Source organism: Alteromonas algae, from assembly GCF_049117195.1.
Classification (GTDB): Bacteria; Pseudomonadota; Gammaproteobacteria; order Enterobacterales; family Alteromonadaceae; genus Alteromonas.
In genome coordinates, this window is sequence record NZ_CP185260.1 from 2,951,172 (window position 1) to 2,977,504 (window position 26,333).

General features: G+C 46.4%; 22 protein-coding genes. 3 read left to right on the plus strand and 19 right to left on the minus strand.

Features of this window, described 5'->3' with window-relative positions:
• Position 1: 1 nt before the first annotated feature.
• The 13 genes from ACOJRU_RS13235 to ACOJRU_RS13295 all read right to left on the minus strand — a co-directional run bounded on the left by ACOJRU_RS13235 (position 2) and on the right by ACOJRU_RS13295 (position 14,773).
• A complete protein-coding gene (locus tag ACOJRU_RS13235) occupies positions 2-958 on the minus strand; it encodes a D-alanine--D-alanine ligase (RefSeq protein WP_421132208.1) in 957 nt (318 codons plus the stop codon).
• Entirely contained in the window at positions 955-2,403 is a 1,449-nt protein-coding gene (gene murC, locus ACOJRU_RS13240) for a UDP-N-acetylmuramate--L-alanine ligase (protein ID WP_421132209.1), read from the minus strand. Before murC ends, ACOJRU_RS13235 begins: the two co-directional genes overlap by 4 nt.
• On the minus strand, positions 2,403-3,479 hold the full coding sequence (murG, locus tag ACOJRU_RS13245; RefSeq protein WP_421132210.1) for an undecaprenyldiphospho-muramoylpentapeptide beta-N-acetylglucosaminyltransferase: 1,077 nt from the start codon (positions 3,477-3,479) through the stop codon (positions 2,403-2,405). The genes murC and murG overlap by 1 nt, the downstream gene beginning before the upstream one ends.
• Positions 3,472-4,815, minus strand: a complete 1,344-nt coding sequence (ftsW, locus tag ACOJRU_RS13250; protein ID WP_421132211.1) for a cell division protein FtsW — start codon at positions 4,813-4,815, stop codon at positions 3,472-3,474. Before ftsW ends, murG begins: the two co-directional genes overlap by 8 nt.
• Positions 4,812-6,128 (minus strand): UDP-N-acetylmuramoyl-L-alanine--D-glutamate ligase, encoded by a 1,317-nt coding sequence (gene murD / locus ACOJRU_RS13255; protein ID WP_421132212.1) that lies wholly within the window; start codon positions 6,126-6,128, stop codon positions 4,812-4,814. The genes ftsW and murD overlap by 4 nt, the downstream gene beginning before the upstream one ends.
• The gene (mraY, locus tag ACOJRU_RS13260; protein ID WP_421132213.1) at positions 6,128-7,210 is read right to left on the minus strand and encodes a phospho-N-acetylmuramoyl-pentapeptide-transferase; all 1,083 of its coding nucleotides are present in this window, start codon (positions 7,208-7,210) and stop codon (positions 6,128-6,130) included. The genes murD and mraY overlap by 1 nt, the downstream gene beginning before the upstream one ends.
• Positions 7,204-8,607 (minus strand): UDP-N-acetylmuramoyl-tripeptide--D-alanyl-D-alanine ligase, encoded by a 1,404-nt coding sequence (locus tag ACOJRU_RS13265; protein WP_421132214.1) that lies wholly within the window; start codon positions 8,605-8,607, stop codon positions 7,204-7,206. Before ACOJRU_RS13265 ends, mraY begins: the two co-directional genes overlap by 7 nt.
• Entirely contained in the window at positions 8,604-10,148 is a 1,545-nt protein-coding gene (locus ACOJRU_RS13270) for a UDP-N-acetylmuramoyl-L-alanyl-D-glutamate--2,6-diaminopimelate ligase (protein WP_421132215.1), read from the minus strand. Before ACOJRU_RS13270 ends, ACOJRU_RS13265 begins: the two co-directional genes overlap by 4 nt.
• On the minus strand, positions 10,138-11,913 hold the full coding sequence (locus ACOJRU_RS13275) for a peptidoglycan D,D-transpeptidase FtsI family protein (protein WP_421132216.1): 1,776 nt from the start codon (positions 11,911-11,913) through the stop codon (positions 10,138-10,140). The genes ACOJRU_RS13270 and ACOJRU_RS13275 overlap by 11 nt, the downstream gene beginning before the upstream one ends.
• Positions 11,910-12,245: a cell division protein FtsL gene (ftsL, locus tag ACOJRU_RS13280; RefSeq protein WP_421132217.1), complete on the minus strand. Its 336-nt coding sequence runs from the start codon at positions 12,243-12,245 to the stop codon at positions 11,910-11,912. Before ftsL ends, ACOJRU_RS13275 begins: the two co-directional genes overlap by 4 nt.
• The gene (gene rsmH, locus ACOJRU_RS13285) at positions 12,242-13,183 is read right to left on the minus strand and encodes a 16S rRNA (cytosine(1402)-N(4))-methyltransferase RsmH (RefSeq protein ID WP_421132218.1); all 942 of its coding nucleotides are present in this window, start codon (positions 13,181-13,183) and stop codon (positions 12,242-12,244) included. Before rsmH ends, ftsL begins: the two co-directional genes overlap by 4 nt.
• On the minus strand, positions 13,180-13,638 hold the full coding sequence (gene mraZ, locus ACOJRU_RS13290) for a division/cell wall cluster transcriptional repressor MraZ (protein WP_421132219.1): 459 nt from the start codon (positions 13,636-13,638) through the stop codon (positions 13,180-13,182). Before mraZ ends, rsmH begins: the two co-directional genes overlap by 4 nt.
• Before the next feature lie 382 nt (positions 13,639-14,020).
• A complete protein-coding gene (locus ACOJRU_RS13295; protein ID WP_421132220.1) occupies positions 14,021-14,773 on the minus strand; it encodes a SapC family protein in 753 nt (250 codons plus the stop codon).
• Between the two features lie 515 nt (positions 14,774-15,288).
• Between ACOJRU_RS13295 and ACOJRU_RS13300 the strand changes: the two genes are divergently transcribed.
• Complete coding sequence (locus ACOJRU_RS13300) at positions 15,289-16,503, plus strand: dipeptidase (RefSeq protein ID WP_421132221.1); 1,215 nt, start codon at positions 15,289-15,291, stop codon at positions 16,501-16,503.
• 41 nt (positions 16,504-16,544) lie between these two features.
• Here ACOJRU_RS13300 and ACOJRU_RS13305 read toward each other — a convergent pair whose 3' ends face one another.
• From ACOJRU_RS13305 to ACOJRU_RS13330, 6 genes are all read right to left on the minus strand, one after another.
• Positions 16,545-19,685: an efflux RND transporter permease subunit gene (locus ACOJRU_RS13305; RefSeq protein WP_421132222.1), complete on the minus strand. Its 3,141-nt coding sequence runs from the start codon at positions 19,683-19,685 to the stop codon at positions 16,545-16,547.
• A complete protein-coding gene (locus tag ACOJRU_RS13310; RefSeq protein WP_421132223.1) occupies positions 19,678-21,231 on the minus strand; it encodes an efflux RND transporter periplasmic adaptor subunit in 1,554 nt (517 codons plus the stop codon). The genes ACOJRU_RS13305 and ACOJRU_RS13310 overlap by 8 nt, the downstream gene beginning before the upstream one ends.
• A complete protein-coding gene (locus ACOJRU_RS13315) occupies positions 21,221-22,618 on the minus strand; it encodes a TolC family protein (RefSeq protein WP_421132224.1) in 1,398 nt (465 codons plus the stop codon). Before ACOJRU_RS13315 ends, ACOJRU_RS13310 begins: the two co-directional genes overlap by 11 nt.
• A gap of 70 nt (positions 22,619-22,688) precedes the next feature.
• Positions 22,689-23,177, minus strand: a complete 489-nt coding sequence (locus tag ACOJRU_RS13320) for a hypothetical protein (protein WP_421132225.1) — start codon at positions 23,175-23,177, stop codon at positions 22,689-22,691.
• 39 nt (positions 23,178-23,216) lie between these two features.
• Positions 23,217-24,251 carry an alpha/beta hydrolase gene (locus ACOJRU_RS13325; protein WP_421132226.1) on the minus strand — a complete coding sequence of 345 codons (1,035 nt, stop codon included), beginning with the start codon at positions 24,249-24,251 and terminating at the stop codon, positions 23,217-23,219.
• Positions 24,252-24,363: 112 nt separating this feature from the next.
• The gene (locus ACOJRU_RS13330; protein WP_421132227.1) at positions 24,364-25,104 is read right to left on the minus strand and encodes a glutathione peroxidase; all 741 of its coding nucleotides are present in this window, start codon (positions 25,102-25,104) and stop codon (positions 24,364-24,366) included.
• Positions 25,105-25,353: 249 nt separating this feature from the next.
• On the opposite strand from ACOJRU_RS13330, the gene ACOJRU_RS13335 reads away from it, so the two are divergent.
• Together ACOJRU_RS13335 and ACOJRU_RS13340 are read left to right on the plus strand one after the other, a co-directional pair.
• Complete coding sequence (locus ACOJRU_RS13335) at positions 25,354-26,049, plus strand: AAA family ATPase (protein WP_421132228.1); 696 nt, start codon at positions 25,354-25,356, stop codon at positions 26,047-26,049.
• The gene (locus tag ACOJRU_RS13340; RefSeq protein WP_421132229.1) at positions 26,009-26,332 is read left to right on the plus strand and encodes a ribbon-helix-helix domain-containing protein; all 324 of its coding nucleotides are present in this window, start codon (positions 26,009-26,011) and stop codon (positions 26,330-26,332) included. The genes ACOJRU_RS13335 and ACOJRU_RS13340 overlap by 41 nt, the downstream gene beginning before the upstream one ends.
• The last annotated feature ends 1 nt before the right edge of the window (position 26,333 follow it).

A 26,333-nucleotide genomic window follows, 5' to 3' on the forward strand; every position in this document is an offset into this window, starting at 1 on the left:
ATTAACCACGCTCACTTTTCACGCTGGTAGACAATATTGCCAACACTAACTCATCAAACGACAACCCTGCGACTTTAGCCGCTTTCGGCACCAAGCTTTTTTCAGTCATACCAGGTACCGTATTCGCTTCTAGCAAATAAAACTGTCGCTTACTGTCCTGCATAACATCTATGCGTCCCCACCCGCTGCCCGATATTGCATCAAAGGCTCTTGATGCAAGCGTTGCCAGCTGTGATTCCTGTTCGTCGCACAAACCACTTGGGCAATAATATTCTGTCGTATTATCTTGGTACTTGGCTGCGTAGTCGTAGAACGTATGTGGCGTAGACATTCGAATTGATGGCAGCGCCTGCCCTTGTAGCACTGACACAGTAAACTCTGGGCCGTCAATATACTGCTCTAACAACACTTGGTTATCGTAATTAAACGCTTCTTGAATGGCAGCATTAAGCTCGTTTGCGCTTGTTACTCGCGCCATGCCGATACTCGACCCTTCTCGGGCCGGCTTTACCATGACTTCATTACCCAATTTTTCCATTATAGCGCTGCACTTACCAGCTTCAAAGTGCCTTTTATCAGCTATTTCATATTTTGCAGTAGGTAGGCCTAAACTTTGCCACACCTGCTTAGTATGAATTTTATCCATCGCCAGTGCAGAACCTAATACTTCGCTTCCTGTGTACGGAATTTTCAGCAGTTGTAACGCGCCTTGCATCGACCCGTCTTCGCCTCCGCGACCGTGCAACATGATGATAACCCGGTCTACTTTCAATGCGAGCAATTCGGTAAGTGGTTGCTCTGCAGGATCAAATGCAATGGCGTTTACACCTTGCCTAAGCAGTGCATTGAGCACCGCGGTTCCCGAGTTAAGCGATACGTTACGTTCGGCAGAATCGCCGCCGAGTAACACGGCCACTTTCCCGTATTCCTGAGGGGTATGTTGTCTTATGCGCATCATGCCTCTCCTTCCTGCTGCAGGCGAGAGGGCTCTAGTTTGCTTTTTGCAAGTTGCTTGGCAACAGCACCTATATTGCCAGCGCCTTGTGTCATTACGACATCGCCATCTTGCAAAATATTGGCTAATATCTTGGGCAACGCCTCACTTGCGCCCACATAAACAGGTTCAATATCACCGCGCTGTCGAATTGACCGACAAAGCGATTTGCTATCAGCGCCTTCAATGGGCTGTTCGCTTGCAGCGTAAACATCGAGTAATAGCAACGTATCAACACTTGATAACACCTCTACAAAGTCTTCATAAAGGTCTCGTGTACGAGAATATCGGTGCGGCTGATAAACCATAACTAAACGTTTATCTGGCCAATTTGCCCTTGCTGCACTTATTGTTGCGCGCACCTCTGTAGGGTGATGACCATAGTCGTCGACTAAACACACCTCGCCTTTTTCAGTACTGAAATTACCCAATAATTCAAATCGACGACCTATACCGCCAAAATTAGCCAGTGCATTGACAATGGCCTCATCGTCGATACCTTCATCGGTTGCTACCGCGATAGCCGCGAGTGCATTTAATACGTTGTGGTTACCCGTCAGATTAAGGGTAATATTCAGTGGGGCTTTATTAGGGCGAAGTGCCGTGAAATGTGCTTTACCGTACGACAAACGCACATTTTCAGCGCGAACGTCGTTATGCGCTTCAAAGCCATAAGTAACAATATTTCGTCCAACACGAGGACGGATTTCTTGAATATTTGCATCATCGCCACAAACGATTGCTTGCCCATAAAAAGGCAGGTTTGTTAAGAATTCAACAAACGTGTCTTTTACTTTTGAAAAGTCACCGCCATAGGTGGTCATATGGTCTGCTTCGATATTCGTCACTACCGACACCATGGGCTGTAAGTGAAGAAAAGAGGCATCGCTTTCATCTGCTTCAGCGATAAGGTAACGACTTTTTCCTAATCGCGCGTTGGTACCCGCACTATTAAGTAAACCACCGATAACAAACGTAGGGTCGTATTGCGCTTCTGCGAAAATAGTAGAAAGTAAACTGGTTGTGGTCGTTTTACCGTGCGTACCGGCAACCGCAATTCCGTGTCTAAATCGCATAAGCTCAGCGAGCATTTCAGCGCGACGAATAATAGGAATTCGACGCTCTCTAGCGGTAATAATTTCAGGGTTAGCCTCGTTGATGGCGCTGGAAACCACCACGACGTCCATACCATCGACGTTCTCAGACTTATGCCCTATCTTAACATTCACGCCTAAATCACTTAACCGCTTTGTCATTGCACCGGCTTGTATATCAGAGCCTGAAATACGATACCCTTCGTTCAACAGAACTTCAGCAATACCGCCCATACCGGCGCCACCGATACCAATAAAAAATATATTACTGACCCGTCGCATTTGCGGGCTTTCAAATGGGGTTTTAAACACCATTACTCCCCTTCTCCTAGCACTGATTTACAGTGGCGTACTACTTGTTCTGTGGCATCGAGCGTGGCATGTTTTTGTGCCAACGCTCCCATCTTAAAACAGTCGTCTGGCGCGGTTAGCCAATGCCTGACTGCTTGCCCTAAATTCTCTTTTAATGACGATTGCGCGATCATTATCGCTGCATCGTGTTTTACTAATGACAATGCATTTTTTGTCTGATGGTCATCAACCGCATGAGGCAACGGCACAAATATCGCCGCACGTCCGGCGGCTGCAACTTCTGCAACGGTTAAAGCACCAGCACGACAAACAATAAAATCTGCCCACGCGTAGGCGGCCGCCATGTTGTCAATAAAGTCACTCACCTCGACATCACCTCGCGCAGCAGCATAGGCTGCCTTCACGTCTTGGCTATTGCCCTTACCGCATTGATGCTTAATCGACAAACCGTCAAATTCGCTACAAAGCAGCGGTACGGTGTCGTTTAATATTTTTGCGCCTAAACTGCCCCCCACCACCAGCATACGCAGTGATGAACCGCGTTTCGATGTAAGGCTATCGATACACGAAATCGCTTCTCTAACTGGGTTGCCTACCGTATAGATAGTGTCTGAATTACTGCTAAATTGAGTTTTTGCGTCGTCGAAGCCAAGTAAAATACGCTGAGCAATTCTGCCCAACAACTTATTCGTCATACCTGCGGCTGCGTTTTGTTCGTGCACTACTAGAGGAATTCCCAGCGTTCTCGCTGCCACCCCGCCAGGTCCGCTTGCATAACCTCCAAACCCAATCACAATATCCGGGTTGATGCGTTTTATAATTCGACGTGCAGAAAACATGCTTTTTGCTAATGCGATAACACCGCTAAGCTTAGCGGATAACCCCTTACCTCTTATCCCTTTCACTGGGATAAAGTGAATGGGAATATCGTGTGAAGGTACTACATCCGCTTCCATACGTTCAGCGGTGCCTAACCAGTGAATCGTCCACCCTTCATTTTTCAGCGCGTGAGCAACCGCAAGGCCAGGAAAAACATGACCGCCCGTTCCACCAGCCATAATAAGGCACGTTTTACTCATTATCGGCCTCCTGCGCTACGCGAGCGAGAATGGCTTTTATACCTGCTTTACCCTCGTCTTCCTTAGCGTCACCTTTGGTAACCTTGGGCGCGGCAGTGCTGTGTATTGCCTCAACGTCCTCTTTTACCTGCACAGGGCGTTTACTTTTCGGCTTATCTTTACGCCCTAACGCCTGAACACCATCAACGCGAAGTTCGAAATCAATACGCAATAAAATCGCCACGGCTATGCTCATAATAATAAGCGACGAGCCGCCATAACTGACCAGTGGAAGTGTCAGGCCTTTGGTGGGGAGAATCCCTGCACTGGCACCAATGTTGACGGCAGTTTGAAAGCTAAACCAGATACCAATACTGTAGGCCAAGTAACCATCAAACGGTCTATTTTTCTCAAGCGCTTTGTTACCTATTCGCAGTGCACGGATAACCATCCACAGAATCAGGCCAAGTACACTTAATACACCAATAAAACCTAACTCTTCAGCCAATATTGCCATCACGAAATCGGTATGCGCTTCAGGCAAAAACTCTAGCTTTTGTAAGCTATTTCCTAAGCCCTGACCAAACCAGTTCCCTCTTCCATAGGCCATGAGTGACTGTGTTAACTGGTAACCCGCCCCAAATGGGTCTGCCCACGGGTCAAGGAATGAGGTAACGCGTTTTAAACGGTATTCCTCAAATACGATAAGCGCAACTACAGCCATTAAACCGGCGAATACCAGTGCAAAGAATTGCCACAGTTTTGCGCCAGCTAAAAACAACAACCCTATTGTCGTGGCAAACATAACGACGACAGTTCCAAGATCAGGTTGAAGTAGCAACAGCATCGCAAGTACAAAGAACACACCAAGCGGTTTGATAAACCCCTTTAAGTTTTCGGTTACCTCTTCATAGCGACGCACCAAATAGCCAGCCAAATAAGCAAAGAAAAAGAGCTTAGCGGGCTCGGCGGCCTGAATCGTAATAGGCCCGATAGCCAGCCAACGTGTACTTCCGTTGACCGTACGTCCTATTAGCAATACGGTGACAAGTAAGCCAATCGCCGCCAATAATAAATAAGGGTTGGCCGTTCGCCAAAATTGCATAGGTAGCTCTAACACCACCATAGCTGCAACTAGCGCGCAAACAATATAGATGCCGTGCCTAATAGCAAAATAGAAGGGGTTATCGTGAAGGCGATCTGCAACGGGCATCGACGCCGACGTGACAATAATGATACCGATACTCATCAGTGTAATAGCAACGACAATCAGGCCAACATCGTACGGCGTCTGCTTTTGATCACCGTCAAAACGTGCAGCAAACAATTCACTTAATTTTGTCGTGGCGGTAGTCATGCTGCAACAACCTCCCTGACAGCGCTTGCAAATACGTCAGCCCGTTCTATGTAGTTTGAGAACATATCAATACTTGCACAGGCTGGAGAGAGCAGTACAACATCACCCTGCTTAGCTATTCGACTGGCTTCATTGACCGCATCGTGCATTGTACCGACAAGGTGTGTCGATGGGTGCAGCGGTACAAAGGCGTCTCGATCCTTTCCTAACGCAATAACTGCAGACACATGCTGAGCAAAATGCGGTGCAAGTGCGCTTAAATCAGCCCCTTTTGCATCACCACCAGCAATGAGAATAATGTCGCCCGCTACAACTGGCGCTAGCCCTTCAATTGCTGCGATAGTGGCGCCAACATTCGTCGCTTTCGAGTCATCAATATACCGAACGCCATTGCACGTGGCGATTTCAATACAGCGATGCGGTGCAGATACAAACGAGCTTACCGCCGACGCGGCGCGCTTTACATCTACACCTAATACGTGACATAGACCCAACGCCGCCATCACATTTAAGATATTGTGTGTTCCCACCAGCGTTATATCTTGCGTATCAAGAACAACATCTGCGTTGAACGTTACTTGGCTGCCTGTTAAGCCAAAACCAGTATCGGTCTGTGTTAACCCATACTCTATGGTATTGGCCAACGCTTTCGCAGGTGCAACATTGCCATCTCGCCATACAATTGACGTATCGCAATGCATAAAAATACGCTGTTTTGCTTGCGCATAATCGGCCAGTGTACCGTGCCTGTCCAAGTGATCATCTGACAGGTTCAAAATACTCGCGCCTTGAAGGCGAAGGCTTGAAGTGGTCTCTAATTGAAAACTCGAGAGTTCTAACACCACAACATCCGCATTGGCGTTGAGCGTTTCGAGAACGGGACGGCCCACATTGCCGGCTTCGATAGCCTTAACGCCACACGCATTCAAAATATGGGTTAGCAACAAGGTAACGGTCGTTTTACCGTTTGACCCAGTAATGCCAACGCAGGGCTTAGCGTTAATTCGTGCAAACAATTCCACGTCGCCAATGATCTCAACACCAGCACGGCGAGCTAATTGCGCTTCTGGAATGTCTGGCGATAAGCCTGGACTTAATATCAACGTATCAACACCATCAAAATACTGGATAGAAAGCGGACTTGATGCAATATCAACAGGCAGTTCCATTGCATTGCTCTGTGCAGGGTTAAGCCCCCTCGTATCGAAGGCCTTAACCGATGCGCCGTTTTCAAGTAAAAAACGCACGCATGCCTGCCCGGTGACGCCAAGGCCACCTACGACATAAGAATGCGAGCGAATGTTATAACTCATTATCTCAGTTTCAGCGTTGCAAGCCCAACGAGGACTAAAATGATAGAAATAATCCAAAACCTTACGATGACGCGAGGTTCTGGCCAGCCTTTTAATTCATAATGATGATGGATGGGCGCCATTCTGAAGATGCGCTGGCCGCGTAGTTTGTAGCTACCGACCTGCAAAATGACAGACAGTGTTTCAATTACAAACACCCCACCCATAATGATAAGTACGATTTCTTGTCGAACAAGCACGGCTAAAACCCCCAGCGTACCGCCTAATGCAAGTGAACCCACATCGCCCATAAATACTTGCGCCGGATAGGTGTTAAACCATAAAAAGCCAAGCCCTGCCCCCACCATTGCGGTACATACAATAACTAACTCACTGGTGAGCGGAATATGCGGAATATTTAGGTATGAAGCAAAATTAGCGTTACCCGTAACATACGCAAAGACGGCAAATGCGCCAGCCACGAGGATGGTTGGAACAATAGCTAAGCCATCCAGCCCATCCGTTAAGTTAACCGCATTGCTAGTGCCCACAATCGTAAAATACGTAATGATGACAAAGAAAATACCTAGTTGAGGAAAGACTTCTTTGAAAAAAGGAACCAGAAGTGATGTTTCAGCACTTAATGTAGCACTGCTATACAGGTAAAATGCAACGCCTAACGCAATAACAGACTGCCAAAAATACTTCCAGCGTGCGATAAGCCCTTTTGCGTCCTTTCTAATCACTTTACGATAGTCGTCAACAAAACCGATAATTCCATATGCGACTACCACGGTAAGCGTAACCAACACATATCGGTTCGTAAGGTCGGCCCACAACAAACCACTCACAACGATGGCGGCTAAAATTAATAGCCCGCCCATTGTTGGTGTGCCCGACTTCGATAAATGGCTTTCTGGCCCGTCATCCCTTACGGTTTGACCAATCTGCATACGCTGCAAATATCGAATCATTTTAGGCCCGATAAAAATGGCTATCAGCAACGCAGTCAGCGTGCTTAATATTGCCCGTAGGGTTAAATAAGAAAAAACATTAAACCCAGTATCATATTGTGTAAGCCACTCGGCCAGCCACATTAACATGCTATTCGCTCCCGACGGCTATCAAGCTTTCCCAGCGCAGAGGCCTCAATTGCCTCTACCACGCGCTCCATTTTGGAACTGCGCGAACCTTTGACTAAAATTGAAATATCTTGTTGTCGAGACAATAAGTCGTTTTCCATGGCATGTACTACACTGGCAATATCACTAAAATGGCCGCCCTGTGTACCAAAGACGTCGCTAGCTGATTGACTTAACACGCCCATGGTGTAGAGGTAGTGAATACCCTTGCTCTTGGCATAATTACCGACCTGTTCGTGATAAAAGCGGGCTTTCTCGCCAAGCTCTTTCATATCGCCCAATACCAGCACATTGATGCCTGAGAACGTACTGAGCGTATCAATAGCGGCGTTGACCGAAGCAACGTTTGCGTTATAGGTGTCATCAAGCAAGCGCACTTGTTCAGTTAACACTTTTACATTTAAGCGGCCACTGACTTGCTTCATCAAAAGCAAACCGTCGCGCACATTTTCTAAACTGGCTCCCACTTGCAATGTAAGCGCAGCAGCCACTAAAGCATTACCTACATTATGAATACCAGGAATAGTAAGCTGAATAGCCACTTCGCCCTCTGGGCAGTGAAGTTGAAATGCAGCACAGCCATCAAGTCCAATTGTGATATCACTGGCGGTAAAATCACTTTGGCTTTTCGAGTCAGGGGAAAAAGACAACGTACGGTTGCGTTTAAGCTTACCAAACCAAAAGTCAGCAAATTGGCTATCTGCATTAACGATGGCAACACCGTTTTCACCTAGTCCTTTAAATATTTCGCTTTTCGCTCTCGCTACGCCTAGCAAGCTACCAAACCCTTCTAAGTGCGAGGCCGCCGCATTCACAATGGTAGCGACATCAGGCTTAACAAGGTCAGTGGTATAAGCAATTTCGCCTAAATGATTAGCGCCTAGCTCCATCACCGCATAGTCATGTTGCTTTTCAAGGCGAAGTAACGTTAATGGAACGCCGATGTCGTTATTAAAATTACCGTTGGTGGCCAAAACGTTGCCACGACGAGATAAAATAGCAGCACACATTTCTTTAACCGTTGTTTTACCGCTGCTTCCGGTAATCGCAATAGTACGTGGTGCAACCTCTTTCTTTACCGCTGCGCCTAATAAACCTAGCGCCAACTTGGTATCTTCTACCCGAATAATGGGTAACGTTGTTTCTACGTCTTCGCTTGCAACAATTGCCGTTGCGCCGGCACGTTCCGCCGCGCTAACAAATTGGTGGCCGTTAAAGTTAGGCCCTTTAAGCGCAAGGTAAATAGCGCCTTCTTCGATGGTTCTGGTGTCGGTGCTAACTGCGTTTATGCTGCAGTCTTGCCCGTGAAGCACGCCGTTTATTTGGCTTGCGACCCATGATAGTGTCGTTTCTATCATTTGCTGTACTCCTGTTGTAGACGCGCTACAACGTCACGTTCATTATAATTAGTTTTCTGTGAACCTATGATTTGATAGTCCTCGTGGCCTTTCCCCGCCACGATGATAATGTCATTTGCTTCTGCTTTGTCGAGACAAAGGCGTATGGCCGCCTCGCGCTGCGGCTCTATCAATACGTTTGTTGTATCGTTAAACCCGGCAACGATATCGTTGGCAATGGACTCGGGCGCTTCGCTACGGCTGTTGTCGGTAGTAATGACTGCCCAATCAGCGCCGCGCTGCGCTGCACTTCCCATCAATGGGCGCTTACCTTTATCACGGTCGCCGCCACAACCAAATACACACCACACTTTGCCCGTGGCATGCGCCCTCGCACTGTCTAATACCTTTACAAGCGCATCGGGTGTATGCGCATAATCGACCACAAGATTGGCCGCGCCGTTAATAGGGAACACTTCCATTCGCCCAGGTACCGGTGTAATCGCATTCACCACACTAATAACATCTTCAAAACGTTCACTCTCTGCCAACAAGGTGGCAACGGCACACAACACATTGCTTACATTAAACTGCCCGAATAACGGTACCGTCACAGGCGCCGTTCCCCATGAGCTGTTCAATGTGAACGTGCAGCCTGCATCATGGTATGAAATAGATGTGGCGAAACAATGGCGATGTGCTGATGTATTGTGTGAATATTCACGCTGAATAGCGTCGTCTGTGCCTATCCATACTCGTTCAATGTCCGAAGGCGCATAGCGATCCCATTGTTTACTTTCGCGATCATCAGCATTTAGCACCACCCAGCGTAAGCCGGGCTGATTAAGTAAAAGCCGTTTAGCTTTTGCGTATTCTTCCATGGTGCCGTGATAATCGAGGTGATCGCGGGTAAGATTAGTAAACACCGCAATGTCAGTTTTTACCTGCCCTAAACGCCCTTGTACCAATGCATGAGAACTCGCCTCAAATGCGCAGTGGCGCACTTCGGCTTGCACAAAGTCTGCCAACAAGTATTGAAGACTGATTGCATCGGGTGTGGTGTTCGCCGCAGCGGTAACATTCCACTGCGTATTTTCACCTTCGTAAACACTACTTCCCAGTGTACCAACACTGGCACTACGATGGCCTAGAGCATCTTTTAGCTGAGTAACCAATTGAACTGTAGAAGTTTTTCCGTTGGTGCCCGTAACAGCGACCGTAGTCATTTTTTGCGCGGGGTAATCGTAAAACGCCGCGGCCAACCCAGATAGCATACTGGGTAAATCATACAGACTAATAATGACCGAGTGGTCTCGCATTTCCATCGCGCCGTGCGCGTTGCTGTCTTCAGTTTGCGCCAGTATGACGCGCGCACCAAGACTGATTGCTTGTGGGATAAATTCCCGACCATCAAGTTCGTGCCCTTTTACCGCGACAAAGGCTAACCGCGTATTGACCTCACGACTATCTAACGTCAGACCTTCTATACGAATATCAGGGGCATCCACCCCGAACTTGGCAAGTAATACCTTTGCGCTTTGAATAAATGCACTAACTACCACTTTCCCCTCCTTTCAACCAGGTACCAGAGGTTACTTGTTTATCATCTGGCGCAATATTCAGTAAGTGCAATGCCCCGCCCATTATTGATGAAAACACAGGGGCTGCGGTATCACCGGAATGATACAAATCACCGCCCGGTTCATTAATAAGAACTACTGTCACAAGACGCGGGTCTGAAACCGGTGCAATACCTGCAAAAATGTTCACATATTCTTCGCCATAGCCACCTGCCACCGCTTTTCTGGACGTTCCCGTCTTACCGGCAACACGGTACCCAGGAATTGCAGCTTTTCTCGCCGTACCGCCACGCTGCGTTACACTTTCCATCATTTCGACAATAGCATTAGCGTTCGTCTCGCTAATAACCCGTTCAGATTGTCCCTGCCAGGACGTTTGCTGAGGCGACTTAATAATATTGAGAGGTTGTTTAACGCCACCATTTGCCAGTGTGGTGTAAAGCCTTGCCAGCTGGGCAGTGGTCACCGATATACCGTAACCAAACGACAGCGTCGCAAGTTCAAACTCAGACCAACGGCTTCGCTCATGAAAAATCCCGCTGCTTTCACCGGCCATATTGAGTCCGGTATCGCTCATTAGCCCCATATTGTAATAGGTATCGAGTAAGAACTGTTTAGGAACAGAAAGCGCAAGCTTGGAGGTACCCATATTGCTAGAGTGCTGAATGATTTCTTCTAGTGATAACTCGCCATAGTTTCGGCTGTCTTTCACTAAGCTCCCGCCTAATCGCATCCAACCAGGGTACGTATCCACGGTGTCTTGCGGCGTAACATCACCGAATTCAAGAGCCGTTAGCACCGCCAGTGGCTTAAGCGAAGAGCCAGGTTCAAATGCATCGGTAATAACGCGGTTACGCATTCTATGCGGCGAAATGTCACTGCGATCGTTAGGGTTAAAAGAAGGCGCGTTTACCATCGCCAATACATCGCCGGTTTTGACGTCGATTACCATGGCCGACACCGAGCTTGCCTGATAATAAATCATGGCTTCTTTAATTTCTTTGTATGCTAATGCCTGAATGCGTTGGTCGATAGTTAACTGTAAATTGCCTGCATCCTCACCCGAAGTGGTTTCGAGGATCTCAACTTGACGACCTTTGGCGTCACGGCGAATTTTGCGCGAACCCGGTGTACCCGTTAGCCAATCATCGTACATACGCTCTAAACCATCCACCCCTGTATCATCAACGTTGGTCACACCAATAAGTTGTGCAGCAACTTCACCGGTAGGGTAATAGCGGCGACTTTCTCTGCGTAAGTAAATACCAGGGATATCTAACTTATCTACGTATTCAGCCATAGCCGGTGACACTTGGCGCTGAAGATACACAAAACGGCGTTTAGGGTTAGACACCTTTTCTTGCAATGACGCTACATCTTGGCCTAAGACATCTGCAAGCGCTTCCCAGCGGCGCACCCGCTCAAAGCCTTTGTTGTCATGAATCACTTTAGGGTCGGCATAAATAGCCCTAACCGGCACACTTACGGCTAATTCAACGCCATTTCGGTCGGTAATAAGCCCGCGATAAGTGGGCATATTGCGAGTACGCAGGGTTCTGCTGTCACCTTGCTGAATGAGCTCATCAGGCTCAATAACCTGAATAAAAGCGGCACGTGCTGCCAACGCAGCAAACACGCTAATCACGACAAGCAGCACAACGACAAATCGCCAATGCACTAAACTTGGCGTTACATTCTGTTTAGCGCCCGATTTGCTGCTTTTACGCTTAGGTGTGGTGTTCGTCATTTCAGCCTCACTACGACTTCGTCGTCTGCAGTGGGTCGATACATACCTAATTGTTTTTCAACAAGGCTTTCAATACGGTTGTGTTCAGTCAGCGCACGTTGCTCAAGAACAAGGTTTCGCCATTCCACGTCAAGCGCGTCTTTTTCTTGCATGAGGTCTTCAAGCGCAATGACTTGCTGACGATTATGGTGGCTACTAAGGGTGACAGACATGGCAGTAACAATAACCATCAAATACAACAAAACCCGCAACTTGTTGCGGGTCAAATCTGAGACAATGATAAGCAGTAACTTAAAGTTGGTTCCTGCTACGTTTGATGTCCGTTGCGTCATAGTTTTTCGGCAACCCTCAATACGGAACTGCGGGAGCGAACATTGTTCGCGATCTCCTGTTGAGAGGGTTTAATGGCCCGACTTAACGCTTTTAATACTTTATCGGCATCTATTTCAGCCTGCGTTATCGGAAGGTTGTGCGGTACTACCTTTCCTTTGCTTTGATCTTTAATAAAGCGTTTTACTAATCGGTCTTCCAATGAATGGAACGAGATAACCGCAAGGCGCCCTTCTTTCGCTAAAACCTGTGTTGCGGCTTTTAGCCCCACGCGTAACTGCTCTAGCTCTGCGTTTATATAAATGCGTATACCTTGGAATGCACGCGTTGCAGGATGCTTGAACTTATCTTTGACCGGTACCGCTTTGTCGATAATGTCGGCTAATTGAGCGGTACGCGTTATGGGTGTTTCCTCGCGCGTATTGACAATGGCATGAGCGATACGTTTGCCAAACTTTTCCTCACCAAATTCTTTAATAACTTGTGTGATATCTTGTTCTTCTGCCGTTGCGAGCCAATCGGCAGCACTTTGCCCTTTCGACGTGTCCATACGCATATCAAGTGGACCGTCACGCAAAAAGCTAAACCCACGTTCAGCGTCATCGAGCTGGGGTGACGACACGCCTAAATCCATCAACACGCCGTCAATTTTACCGGTAAGCCCGAGTTTATCGATTTCGTCTGCCATGTCACCGAACGGCGTATGGATAATGTGAAAGCGTTCATCATTCGCGAATCGCTCTGCGGCTTTAATCGCTTGCGGGTCTCTATCGAAAGCGATGAGTTTACCGCTAGTACCGAGCGCCTCTAAAATGCGCGCTGAATGACCGCCACGACCGAATGTTGCATCGATATAGATACCATTAGGTTTTATCGCAAGTGCTTCTATACACTCTTCTAGGAGTACAGAGATGTGTGTAAACGTAGCATTGTCGGTCATAGTGAGAAATCCTGTAAACGTTCAGTCAATTCAAATTCACCCTTGCGTTCGGTATCGATATCCATTTCGATTTGTGATGCCCAAACATCTGCATCCCATATTTCAAACTTATTGAGTTGACCCACTAACATGACTTCTTTTGAGAGTGTAGCGTGATGACGAAGCGGCGTTGGGATAAGAATACGACCGCTCTTATCCATTTCCCCTTCAGATGCATGGCCTAGAAGTAAACGCTGCATGCGGCGTTCTGCAGGAACCATACTTGAAAGCTTAATCAACTTAAGCTCAATTTCTTCCCATTCGGGAAGTGGGTAAAGTAGCAAACAACTTTGTTGTGTATCGACTGTGCAGACTAGCTGTCCATTACAATCATCCAGCAGCGATTGGCGATACTTCGTAGGTATAGCCAGTCTGCCTTTTGTATCCAGATTGATTGCGTTAGCGCCGCGGAACATTCCCCTAGCCTTCTTTTATTTTGTGCTCTTGGTTTTCTTATTATTTGAGTACTAATCTGCAAAGTGATGATGACTTGATCCACAATTCGCCACATTTACCCACTGATTGACAGTTTAGGTATCAATGATCCCCACTGTCAAGTGAAAAAGCACTCTGAAGCCCCCGTATTTATTGGGCTTTAACTGTTCATACATACAGGTAAAAAAGGAAGTGGCTGATAAGGCATAGAAAAAAGACGCAAAAATAGTAAGGATTTAATTTTACTGAAACAAAAAAATATAAGGGAATGCGCTTACGAGGAAACGACAGAATGGCGCTTAGCCATACAATAAAAAACCCCGCTCAATGCGGGGTTTTTTGAAGGTGTATTTTGCTTACCAATTATTCAGTGGCAGCGTCCGCTGGTGCAACAGATAGTTGCATGTTACGGATTGGGTTTTCTGTGTCGTTTGACAGCTCAACTAAACGGTTAAGTTGGCCAACAGACATCATCACAGCGTACATTGCGCCCAGGAAACCTGCTTTGTGAAGCTCTAAGACTTTTTCGTCAGATAACTCGAGAAGTTTTTTCTCGTTAATGCTCATCATGCCAGTTACGTTGCGCTGTGCACCATCTTGGTAAGTAAGACGGATTTGAATTGGATCAAGAAGGTCCAATTCAACCACTTGCTGTACAAAGCGCTGCGTAAGCATTTCGCTGTTTGCTAAATCAGCCAAAAATTGTTGGCGATTCTGCAAGAATTCTGTCGCTTCACCTTCATCAGTGAAAAGCGTTTTGCCTTCATCGTTGATAAGGTCACTGTTTTCGTCAATGTATACACCCAACTTTTCACCATCAGGGCGTACGTCAAACGGGTAACGAAGAATGTTCATTGGAACATTAGGACCTTTCCACGTCTCGCCCGTTAGGAACAAGTTCTGATTTTGTTCCATACCAAGCATTGCAACCACATGGTGGCGCTTTGACTTAGGATCTTCGATGAATACAAGCGGCATGGTAGCAGCAAGTTGCGCGAACTCGCGGATGGTTGCTGCAGCAAGGTGGGTATTCTTTGCAAATTCAAACTTAGCACTTACCGCGACTTTTACGTCTTTATGTTTTTCTTTATCTAGCGGTACAAAATTCATAGCCATATTTATTTCTCATACTTGTCTGGTGTGACCCCTTTATAATTTGAGAGGCAGGGGTATCACGAAAAATGTGTTGCTCGCGCGCACGACATGAATTGTCTTAATCTACTATCGGCGAGCCTTGTGGGAGTATCCCGTATTCACGCTTAGAAGTCACGCACCGACACAATAGCAAGGTTTAAATTTTTATTGCAATGTAAACTTAAAGTAAACAAGGTCAAATGCTCTAAAAACATACAATCTCGCTGCATCTGGCGTCTTTGCTCTCACTCGCAGCAAAAAAATGTCAACAACGCCCGCTTTTTGATTGTCCAGAAAACTATCCCCTAACCCGCTATGAAGAACCTACTCCCGTTCCGCGTGCGTTATCCACCACACTATGTAATAGTGAATGATTCGTTGATGATGAATGAGAAACAGTACGTTTTGCTCGCTCAAGTCGATGCGTTACCCTACGTTAAGTACGCATAAATGCGTACTTTTGCGGCCCTAAACATTTTGTAAAAAGGAAGGTTGTTATGAAGAGGACGTCATCTCTTACGTCGATGGCTATTGCATTTGCCACATTATTTTCCTCAGCATCTGTCAATGCTGAAGCGCCCGTCTACACCGCATCAGAAAAAGCGAGAACCATCGCGAAAGAAACCATCATAGTAGATGGGCATATTGATGTGCCGTATCGCGTCAAAAACAAATGGGTAGATGTCACAAAAGCAACTGAAGACGGAGACTTTGACTACCCACGTGCCCTAGAAGGTGGGTTAAATGCGCCATTCATGTCTATCTACGTTCCGGCAAGCCTTGATAACTCTCCAGAATCGACACAACTGGCGCACCTACTAATCGATTCAGTCGAAGCCATTGTCGCGCGCGCGCCAGATAAATTTGCCATCGCAAAAAGCGTTTCAGAGGTAAAGTCTCATTTTTCCAAAGGCATAATTTCTTTGCCAATGGGCATGGAGAACGGCTCACCTATTCAAGGGAATCTCGAAAATTTGAAAGCGTTTTATGAACGCGGTATTCGTTATATAACCTTGGCACACAGCCAATCTAATCATATATCAGACTCATCTTACGATTTACGTAGGCAATGGAAAGGGTTAAGCCCCTTCGGTAAAACCCTTGTAACCGAGATGAACAATATTGGCATTATGCTAGATATTTCACATGTATCTGACGATGCGTTTTACCAAGTTATCGAGCTCACCAAGGTACCCGTTATTGCTTCTCACTCGTCGTTACGTCGGTTCACGCCAGGCTTCGAACGTAATATGAATGACGACATGATAAAAGCGCTGGGCAACAATGGCGGCGTCATTATGATTAATTTTGGCTCTAGCTTTGTGACAAAAGAAGCCGGACAGTGGCGTACAGGGTTAACACAGGCACGAAAAGCACTAATAGAAGCTGAAGGCGAAGATAGTCCTAAGCTAGAGAACTTCGAAGACAGCTATCGTAAAAAGGTGCCCTACCCGTATTCAACGCTCGATGAAGTGCTTGATCATATCGACCATGTCGTAAAATTAATTGGTATTGAACACGTCGGTATTGGATCAGATTATGATGGTGTGGGTGACTCTTTGCCTATTGGGCTTAAAGACGTCGCGAGCTTCCCAAACCTTGTGCAGGGCCTGTTAAACAGAGGCTATAGCCAACCTGACATCGAAAAAATATTAAGTGGCAACGTACTTCGTGTCTGGCAGAAAGTAGAAAACTACGCAAAAGCGCACTAATCCAGCAATAAAAAAGGGAGGCTTACCCTCCCTTTTTTTCCTTAGTTATTCGATGTCACTGGATGGCGAACGACTAACGAATACAGCACGGGTAGTACAAATAAGGTTAGTAACAATGCGCTTGCCATTCCTCCTACCATCGGGGCTGCAATTCGTCTCATTATTTCAGCACCGGTGCCTGTCGAGAATAAAACCGGCATCAGGCCAAGTATAATAGACAGCGACGTCATCATAATGGGCCTAAGCCGATGTTTCGCCCCTTCCACAATGGCACGGTCTAGTTCATCTCTCGTTAATGTAGACTCACCGACCCGTAGGTTTTTCACCTCATTTACAGATTGATGCAAATACACCAGCATGATAACCCCGACCTCAACCGCTACCCCTGCTAATGCGATAAGTCCTACGCCCACCGCAACCGATAAGTTAAATGACATTAGGTAAACTAACCAAATACTTCCAACAACGGCAAGTGGCAACGACAGCGCAATTAACAACACGTCAATCACGCGACCAAACGCAAAAAACAGAAACAGACAAATAATGGCTACAGTAAAAGGTATCACGAGATTTAGTTTTGCTTTTGCACGCGCGAGATATTCAAATTGCCCCGCCCACGTCAACGAATATCCCACGGGCAGTGACAAGTTTTCTGCAAGATAAGCTTTAGCGTTTTCAACATATCCCCCGATATCTGATTCGTCAATATCGATAAATACCCAACCGTTTAAACGTCCATTTTCGCTTTTGATGCCCGTAGGGCCAACGTTGACCTCAATGCTCGCTATATCGCCAAGTGATAGTTGCGCGCCTTGCTGTGTAACAATTGGCAGCGCCGCTAATGATTCAGGGGAGTCTCGGTACGATTGCGGATAGCGCAAGGTTACAGGGCTACGCACCCGCCCCTCAACCGTTTGGGTAATAACACGCCCTCCCACCGCACTGGATATCATTTGCTGAATATCAGTAACGTTCAAGTTGTATCTTGCCGCTTTTTCTTTGTCTAAGTGGATATCGATATATCTACCGCTCACCACACGTTCTGAAAAAACCGACGCAGTTCCTTCTACATTAACCAAAAGCTGTTCTATTTTTTGCCCAATTCGCTCAATATCTTCAAGGTTAGCGCCCGCAACTTTTATTCCGACGGGCGTTTTGATCCCCGTAGCCAACATGTCTATACGCGTTTTAATCGGCATCACCCATGCATTGGTGACCCCGGGAAAATCAACCCTACTGTTAAGCTCCTCTTTCAAACCGTCTAACGTTAAGCCCTCACGCCATTGTGACTTTGGCTTTAGTTGGATAAAGGTTTCAATCATTGTTAGTGGTGCCGGATCGGTTGCGGTATCAGCACGTCCGACTTTACCAAACACAGATTCAACTTCGGGAACGGTAAGAATGAGCTTATTAGTCTGCTGAAGTAACTCTCGGGCTTTACCGATGGCAATCCCCGGATAGGTAGTTGGCATATACATTAAGTCTCCCTCATCAAGTGAGGGCATGAATTCACTACCCAATTTTGAAAGCGGCCACAAGGTCGATATCATTATGGCGAGTGTTATAACAACGACCTTCCAAGGATGTCTCAGCGCGCGCGTTAATAGCGGTGTATAGGCGCTTTCAAGCCATCGGTTAACTGGGTTTGCTTGCTCACTACGAATACGCCCTTTTACCAAATATCCTGCCAATACAGGAACAAGTGTGATAGCGAGTAACGCTGCACCGGCCATGGCATACGTTTTTGTGAATGCCAACGGAGAAAATAACCTTCCTTCTTGCGCTTCTAATGCAAACACAGGAACAAAAGAAACCGTAATAATTAACAATGAAAAGAATAAAGCAGGGCCAACTTCTAGGGTCGCCTTTGTGACAATCGACCATCGATGAGCGCTGGTTATGACATCTCCCTTTTGCTGTTCCTTTTCAATATGCTTATGCACGTTTTCTACCACGACAATGGCCCCATCAACCATTGCACCAATCGCAATCGCAATACCACCTAGCGACATTATATTCGCATTTATCCCCTGCACTTTCATGGCGATAAAAGACAAAAGAATACCAATGGGAAGGCTTATAACAGCAACAAGCGATGAACGAACATGAAAGAGAAATATAAGACACACCGCCCCCACAACAAACAACTCTTCTACTAATTTATCAAAAAGGTTATCAGTAGCGCGGGTGATTAAGGTTGAACGGTCGTACACAGGTACAATATTTACGCCTTTGGGTAAGCCACGCTGCAACGCTGCTATTTTTACTTTAACGTTATCTATTACCGCTTTCGCATTTTCATCAGCACGCATAACTATAATGCCGCCGACCACCTCACCTTCGCCGTTTAACTCAGCGACACCTCGTCGCATAAGCGGCGCCTCATAGACCTCGGCAACATCGTCTATCTTGAGAGGAACACCATCTATCGCCACGCCTAGTGGTAAATGAGAAATAGAAGACAGCGTGGAGAGATAGCCAGATACCGTTACCATGTATTCGGCCTCGGCCATTTCAATCACCGATGCACCAGCCTCTTGGTTACCTTGCTTAACTGCCGTTTCAATAAGTGAGAGCGGTATATTATAAGCACGCAGTTTCTGTGGATTGACCTCAATAAGAAACTGCTTAACCATACCGCCTACACTGGCGACCTCGGAAACACCTGGCACCGTCCGAAGCTCATAAGATAAGAACCAATCTTGTAATGCCCTCAACTCACCACTATCAAGCGCTCCACTTTCGTCAACAAGTGCATACATATATACCCAGCCAACTCCGGTCGCATCCGGCCCTATTTCAGGACGTACGCCTTCAGGAAGTTGGTCACTGCTCTGACTCAAATATTCCAGCACACGGCTTCTGGCCCAATATAAATCAGTATCCTCATCAAAAATGATATAGATGTACGAATCACCAAAGAACGAGAAACCTCTTACCGTCTTCGCCCCTGGCACCGCCATTAATGCTGTAGTAAGTGGATACGTAATTTGATCCTCTACCACCTGTGGCGATTGCCCTGCGTAGGTCGTTTTAACAATGACTTGTACATCAGACAAATCGGGGATAGCGTCTACGGGCGTGGTAATAACAGAGAGGTAACCTGCTATTGCTATGGCTACAGTAGCAATTAGAACCAGTATTCGATTGCCTATCGACCACTTTATGACTGCACTAATCATGATTCATACCCTCATGATGCATGTCTTTATGTTTCGTCTTCTTATTTCCCATGGCCTCATTGGACATATGCTCGTGCCCCATGTCTTCATGATGCTGTATGCTTTTTGATGAGGCATGGTTAATATCGATAATAGAGAAATCACCAGCAACGAACGTGAAGGTAACGGCATCACCTACGCCAAAAGACGCAACGTCGATGTGTGGCGATACCTCAAACGTCATTTCATCAGCATCTCTTCCCCACTTCGGGATGGCATCTCTTGCAATCGTTAATGTGCTTAATGTGCCACTTCCATTTTCGTTTATATCGGATTTACCTGTAATGACCCCCGAAACCGTGGCCTGATTGTCTGGCTCGGACATACGCATAAAGTCAGAAGACTTCGCAGACTCAGAATCAATTAGAAAATGGGACGAGGTAACAATGGTGTCACCAGGCAGAACACCGTCGACAACCTCTACATAACGGTCATCATTGTCGCCTGTTTCGATATTTACTGACTTAAATTCTCCATTTCCTAAACCCAATACCAACCGGCTTTGACCTGCTACTTGAATAACAGACTGGCGAGGTACACGTAGCACAGGTTTATTGTTCGTTACATTGATTGCTGTCATGACATACATGTTAGGCCGCAACAATGTGTCTTTGTTATCAAGAACGACCCGCAGCGTTGAAGTACGTTGCTGTTTGTCCAGCATGGGGTAAATATAATCAACACGTCCTGTCCACACCGTTTGAGGGATCACATCAGACGTAACCAAAACATCATCGCCTAACTGAATACGAGACATATGGCGGGCTAATATATGAATATCAATCCATACAGAATCTAATCTACCGATACTCATCAGCGTATTACCGGGCTTGATAAAAAAGCCTTCTCTGACATTTAGCGTTTCTAGAAAACCGCTTTGCGGTGCATAAAACGTAACGGTCTGAGACACTACTCGGGTACGGTTAAGCGAGTCGATAATCTCGTCAGACAAATTGAGTGCTTCTAAGCGTTCACGGGCACTTTTCGCTAACCGCTCATCGCCTCGCTTAAGTGAAATTATATATTCCTCTTGAGCGCTTACTAACTGCGGAGAATAAAGCGTGTAAAGTGGTTGACCCTTTTCCACCCTGTCGCCTTCGGCTTTTACAAATAGTGTTTCAATCCACCCCTCAACACGCGGATGAACGTGCACAATTGCAGATTCATCCAGAGACACCGTACCATAGCCCCTCACTTGCGATGCTAATGGGCCCACCGATAGGATTTCAGTTTTTACTCCCATATTTTGTTGTACATTAGCGGGGATTCGCACCACACCAGTAGCCGGCTTATCAGACGGGCTTACAGTGTCGTAAACAGGCACTAGGTCCATGCCCATGGGTGACTTTCCAGGGCCATCTCTTCGATAGCTATCATCCATTGGCGCAACCCAATAAAGCGGCGCTTGCTGCGCATCGTCAACGGCGTCGTTCTGTTCATTCATTACAACATACGTTAATAGCGCGCCTAGCAACGCGCTACAAAGCATTAGTACATTAGCCTTCATGAGTGACTACTCCAACATCTTGTCCTTCAATACCATCTGGGGTGTTAACTATCTCAACATTCAGCTTTTCAGCGACGGTGACGGCTGGAATATAAAGAGAGGTAAGTTCGCTGATAACCCGCATAATTTGTGTTTCTATACTTAGCGATTCAAGCTCTACGTTCATACGGTTAATACTTGCATCAATAACGTCATTAAAACTGCCCGCGTCGCTGGTATAGCTTGCAAGACTTACCTCTATCAGGTCTTTTGATTGCTGCAAAAGTCCAGACTCATATAGCGCCTTTCTCTGCTGCAACACCGAGAGTTTTTCCTGAAGAGATAGCGCACGAGCCGCTAATTCTCTAACGCGTAGGCGAAAGTCGGTGGCAGCAGCATGCATGCGAGCCGACGCGGCATCAGTCTCTGCGTTTCGTTTACTCGTGGTAAAGTAAGGAAGGTCTACTTGAACCCCTATCGAGAAGAAATCAGCCCGGCTGGCACCATTTTGCGCCTCTTGCCGATGCCCATAGCTTGCTTCTATTGCCCATTGCGGTTTACCGGTTTCGTTCGCTAATGCAAGGTTCTGTCTTGCTATCTTTTCATTAAGTGCGAGTTGGTGGGCACTAGGGTGATAGGTCATTAACGCAACAGGTTCAGCGCGCTTCACAGTATCAAGCAACGTCGGGGTTTGCGGAAAAGAAAACGTATCTGGTAAGGTTGGCGCGCCCTGCGCTGGTGCATCCCAATAAACCGACATGTCAGCAATTGCAGTGCGACTGTCAAGGTCAGCTTGGGTAAGGTCATCTTGTAAGCGAAGCATTGCCATACGAACGTTTAAGACATCTTGTTGTTGCGACTGATTGACTCCCTGCCTGTATCGCGACTCGGTAACTTCTAACAGCGGTTTTAATAGCTGTATTTGCGCGTTATATACTCGCTTTTTTTGCTCACTGTGATACCAATTTAACCAAAGTTGGGAAACATCGTTTATCAACTGCCAACGACGCCCTTCTCTTATCAGCATCTCTTGACGCGCTTTTAAATCGAAAACCGTGCTTTTAATTGCATTTGTTTCGCCACGAGGAAGCCGTTGTTTTATGCCTACCTTGAATTGGGTCATCGGTTCTTGGCTGAGTGAAAACCCATTTACTGGAAGGTTCATAAGTGAAGTGGACATTATGGGGTTTTCCCATGTATCCGCCGCTACTTTCTCTGCTGACAATGCTTTTTCCCGCCACTCACTCCCCTTTAATAGCGGGTCATGTTGCACCGCTAGCGATTGTGCTTCTTGCAACGTTAACGGGTAACTAAACGCGAGAGGTGACATCCCAATAAGTGATAGCACGCCAACGTACAGCACGGACCGAGGAACACTCGGCATTATATTTCTCAACAAGTAAAACATACCAATTACCACAGAATCATTACGGCATTACTGCCAAAACCGAATAGCCTTTGCTATTCACAAGAGGGATCTATCCTGCGATATGTGTTTTGGGGGGCTTAAATTGAGGAGAGCTGATTAATGAAGGGGCGTCGACGCGAGATTCAACACGATAGGTATTAACTTGATTAATATCTATATGAAGCGCATTGACAAGGATGGCAACAGAAGCAAAGCTTGCACACACATTAACGGGGCATTGGCATAGTTCACCACAACAATCCATTACACCTGTACTAGAGGCGTCTAACGTGCTTGCGGCATGCGTTTCATCGCGCTCTGCTTGAATTGCAGACGCTTCGCTGCTTTTACATGGAGGGTGACTAGCGTTTGATAACGTTTTGTTAGCCTGCTTATTAACGTGCTTTTTTTCAAGACTGTCGATGTGCACGTTATGGTGTGGCTGATGTGCATCAATAGCAGCCCACGACACACTTTGAGAAAGTGTGCTCACTAGAAAGACGAGTAGCATCAAGGCTACGTTGTATTTCTGTCGAAGGGGCTGTGTTATCAATGTCATCTCAAAATAATAACCATGGTCGGTAAAAGAGTAAAGTTATCAAAATTGACTAAGGTAACTTTTTAGCATTAACGCCATATTATCAAACAATGGATTTGCTTTTGGCACTGCACATTCTTCTCGTTCATTGACCATTTTTTCGTTAAATTTCATCTCGCGCAGTAAGCGGGTATTCACCACTAAGTCAGCATGGCAAAGCCCATAAGACTCATCAATAACAAAAAAGGTATTCGGGCCGTTACTATGCGACATGAGTGTCTCTACCCCAGAAATAGGTGTTGTCGCATCAGCTTGAGAATGCGCCGAAAAAACCGGAACGGACAGCGTTTTACCCGCTTCAAATCCGTCTCTTATATCGTTGATCACATCCATTAACTCTAGCCCTGCGAACCCTGCTACGTTAGGGTACTTGAACGGGTTAGGACCATGTGTCACATAGCTACCGTCTATTATCTTTGCCAGCACTTTAATACCCCAAATTCGAGACATGCTTTCTGCATTATCAGACAACGCGAGTGCACCTGAGAACAGCATAATTCCGTCGATATCAGTGTTGTCATTAAGGTAATGCGACACTGTCAGCGCGCCACCTGTAGAAAAACCGCCAACCAATAGGGTATCATCCATTCGTTGTGCTATATCTATTACGTCACTGACATGACGCTGCCAGCGCTCGGCTAAATCCCAATCAGACATATCGTCTTCTGCATCGCGAAGCCCGTGCCCTGGTAATAGCGGTACCAAAACCGTATACCCTTCATCAAACAGTATTTTTGCTATTTCTCGCATGAAGAACGGTGAATCACTAAGGCCGTGAACCAACACCACTGTGCCCTTGGCATTGCTATCTTGATAAAGTGCAAACGGCGCATTACCTTCATTTCGTAGCACATTACTGCATACCGAGAAACGGTTGAGAGAGGTTTCTTTACAGCGCTGCGTACTTCCCCATTCCTGCTTATATAAACTAGCAAATTCTTGTAATGCAGGATCGGACGACATCGCCGCAACGTGACACGACGTAATAACACTTAATAACAACGTGACCATTCGTAAAAAAGAAGTTGGTTGCACTGATTTCTCCATAACGTCAATAATCCAGTGTGGATAGGTAAGCCGCAGATAATAAAAAAGGCCATGATAACATGACCTTTTTTTTAACGTATTCTTTTTACAAGCGCGTCATTTAGCCGAAGTACGCTTCTAAATCGTCCGACCCACCAATGTGCTTACCGCCAATAAAAACTTGAGGAACGGTTTCGCGCCCACTTATTGCCGTTAAGCTAGTAAGAGACGCATCTTTGCCTAATACTATTTCTTCAAAGTCGTAGCCTTTCTCCGTTAATAGGGCTTTCGCTTTTGCGCAGTAAGGGCAACCAGGTTTTGAAATAATCGAGACCGGGGCTTGCGTTTGTGCTTCAGGTGCAATGTAACCAAGCATCGTATCTGCATCAGACACTTCAAATGGGTCGCCTGGTACGTCGGGCTCAATAAACATCTTATCTACCACGCCGTCTTTTACCAACATCGAATAACGCCAGCTTCGCTTTCCAAACCCTAAGTCGGCCTTATCAACTAACATGCCCATCCCATCGGTAAATTCGCCGTTTCCATCGGGAATCACCGTAATATTTTCCGCTTCTTGGTCGGCGGCCCATGCATTCATAACAAAGGTATCGTTTACCGATACGCACACAATTTCGTCGACACCATGCTGTTTAAACTTTTTCGCAAGCGCATTGTATCTTGGCAAGTGGGTTGATGAACAAGTCGGCGTAAATGCACCTGGAAGTGAAAACACTACCACGGTTCGCCCTTCAAAAATCTCGTCACATGTTTTTGTCACCCACGCTTCACCTTCCCGAACAGGGAAAGACACACAAGGAACTTTTTGACCTTCTTTATTAACAAAACGACTGTCTGACATCACGACTCCATAATAAGTTTTTGAACATGAGTAATACGTCTGTACAGCATAGTGAAGTTCACTACCAATTGACAGAGATGCTGAAACAAAGCTGCGATACGTATTATTGACCATTCGTAAATATCGATAACTATGCCGAATAACCAGTTCGCTCGCACTATGCTTGTACGCAATGAATGCTGTCTTCATGTAAGCAGTGACTCGTTCTAATTTTTTCTTTATTCGTTGTACTGTGTGGGAGTTGACGCCATGGTTATTCTTGTTGGTGGTGAAAAAGGGGGTAGCGGAAAAAGCTGCCTAGCGCAAAATATTGCCGTTTATTTACGCACCGAAAAAGGGGCGTCAGTACTGATGGTCGACTGCGATCCTCAGCGAACTACATCAGACTGGATCCAAGAAAGAAAAGCGAACCCAAGGCTGCCAGAAATAAACTGTGTGCAGTTATACGGTAAAATTCGCAACGAGCTGCTAAGCCTTAAGCAATACTACGATTACGTGGTTATCGATTGTGGTGGGCAAGATAACCTTGCGTTGCGTTCATCAATGGCAGTGGCTGATCATATTCTTATTCCTTTACGTCCAAAACGTCGCGATTTAAAAACGGTTCCTCACATGGAAGACATTTTATCTACGTGCAAAATGGTAAACCCTAAGATGAACGCGGCATTTGTAATTACACAATGTCCTTCTCTACCCAGCCTTGCCAGTCGAATTTTAGAGGCAAAAGAAGTGTGCCGTTCATTCGGCATACCCGTCCTCAATGCCGTAACGTTTAGCCGCAATATGTATGATGATTCTGAAGAATCCGGGCAATCGGTTATTGAAAGTGAACCTGAAGGCAAAGCAGCAAGAGAAATCAGAGTTATTTTTGAAGAATTGTTGGCGACAAAACAGGAGGACGCGCATGAGTTTACTCAGCCTCAAAAAGTCGAAGCCGTCAACTAAACCCAGTAAGAAAACCGTTGAGGCATTTATAAACGACGCCATAAATTATGCAGCGGGGGCTACGCGGATAAAGGCCTCACAACAACACCTTACAACCAGTGTGCCCAGTGAACCGCCACGGCAAGCACAAAAAAAATTGATGAAACGCGCAACGTTTACGCTTAGCCACGAGTGCGTTGAGTCGCTTACTGCGCTGTCAAACGCGTCGGGGCAATCGCGCTCAGCGCTAATCCGGCAATGGATAAACGACAACGCAAAAGCAACCAGCAATACAACCTCATAAC

Coding starts and splice junctions, on each gene's coding strand:
- ftsW (WP_421132211.1), bottom strand. CDS start 4,815: ATGACTACCGCCACGACAAAATTAAGTGAATTGTTTGCTGCACGTTTT.
- murG (WP_421132210.1), bottom strand. CDS start 3,479: ATGAGTAAAACGTGCCTTATTATGGCTGGTGGAACGGGCGGTCATGTT.
- ACOJRU_RS13335 (WP_421132228.1), top strand. CDS start 25,354: ATGGTTATTCTTGTTGGTGGTGAAAAAGGGGGTAGCGGAAAAAGCTGC.
- ACOJRU_RS13310 (WP_421132223.1), bottom strand. CDS start 21,231: ATGAAGGCTAATGTACTAATGCTTTGTAGCGCGTTGCTAGGCGCGCTA.
- ftsL (WP_421132217.1), bottom strand. CDS start 12,245: ATGACGCAACGGACATCAAACGTAGCAGGAACCAACTTTAAGTTACTG.
- ACOJRU_RS13340 (WP_421132229.1), top strand. CDS start 26,009: ATGAGTTTACTCAGCCTCAAAAAGTCGAAGCCGTCAACTAAACCCAGT.
- mraZ (WP_421132219.1), bottom strand. CDS start 13,638: ATGTTCCGCGGCGCTAACGCAATCAATCTGGATACAAAAGGCAGACTG.
- ACOJRU_RS13235 (WP_421132208.1), bottom strand. CDS start 958: ATGATGCGCATAAGACAACATACCCCTCAGGAATACGGGAAAGTGGCC.
- murD (WP_421132212.1), bottom strand. CDS start 6,128: ATGAGTTATAACATTCGCTCGCATTCTTATGTCGTAGGTGGCCTTGGC.
- ACOJRU_RS13320 (WP_421132225.1), bottom strand. CDS start 23,177: ATGACATTGATAACACAGCCCCTTCGACAGAAATACAACGTAGCCTTG.
- ACOJRU_RS13330 (WP_421132227.1), bottom strand. CDS start 25,104: ATGTCAGACAGTCGTTTTGTTAATAAAGAAGGTCAAAAAGTTCCTTGT.
- ACOJRU_RS13265 (WP_421132214.1), bottom strand. CDS start 8,607: ATGATAGAAACGACACTATCATGGGTCGCAAGCCAAATAAACGGCGTG.
- ACOJRU_RS13300 (WP_421132221.1), top strand. CDS start 15,289: ATGAAGAGGACGTCATCTCTTACGTCGATGGCTATTGCATTTGCCACA.
- mraY (WP_421132213.1), bottom strand. CDS start 7,210: ATGTTAATGTGGCTGGCCGAGTGGCTTACACAATATGATACTGGGTTT.
- rsmH (WP_421132218.1), bottom strand. CDS start 13,183: ATGACCGACAATGCTACGTTTACACACATCTCTGTACTCCTAGAAGAG.
- murC (WP_421132209.1), bottom strand. CDS start 2,403: ATGGTGTTTAAAACCCCATTTGAAAGCCCGCAAATGCGACGGGTCAGT.
- ACOJRU_RS13295 (WP_421132220.1), bottom strand. CDS start 14,773: ATGGCTATGAATTTTGTACCGCTAGATAAAGAAAAACATAAAGACGTA.
- ACOJRU_RS13305 (WP_421132222.1), bottom strand. CDS start 19,685: ATGATTAGTGCAGTCATAAAGTGGTCGATAGGCAATCGAATACTGGTT.
- ACOJRU_RS13275 (WP_421132216.1), bottom strand. CDS start 11,913: ATGACGAACACCACACCTAAGCGTAAAAGCAGCAAATCGGGCGCTAAA.
- ACOJRU_RS13315 (WP_421132224.1), bottom strand. CDS start 22,618: ATGTTTTACTTGTTGAGAAATATAATGCCGAGTGTTCCTCGGTCCGTG.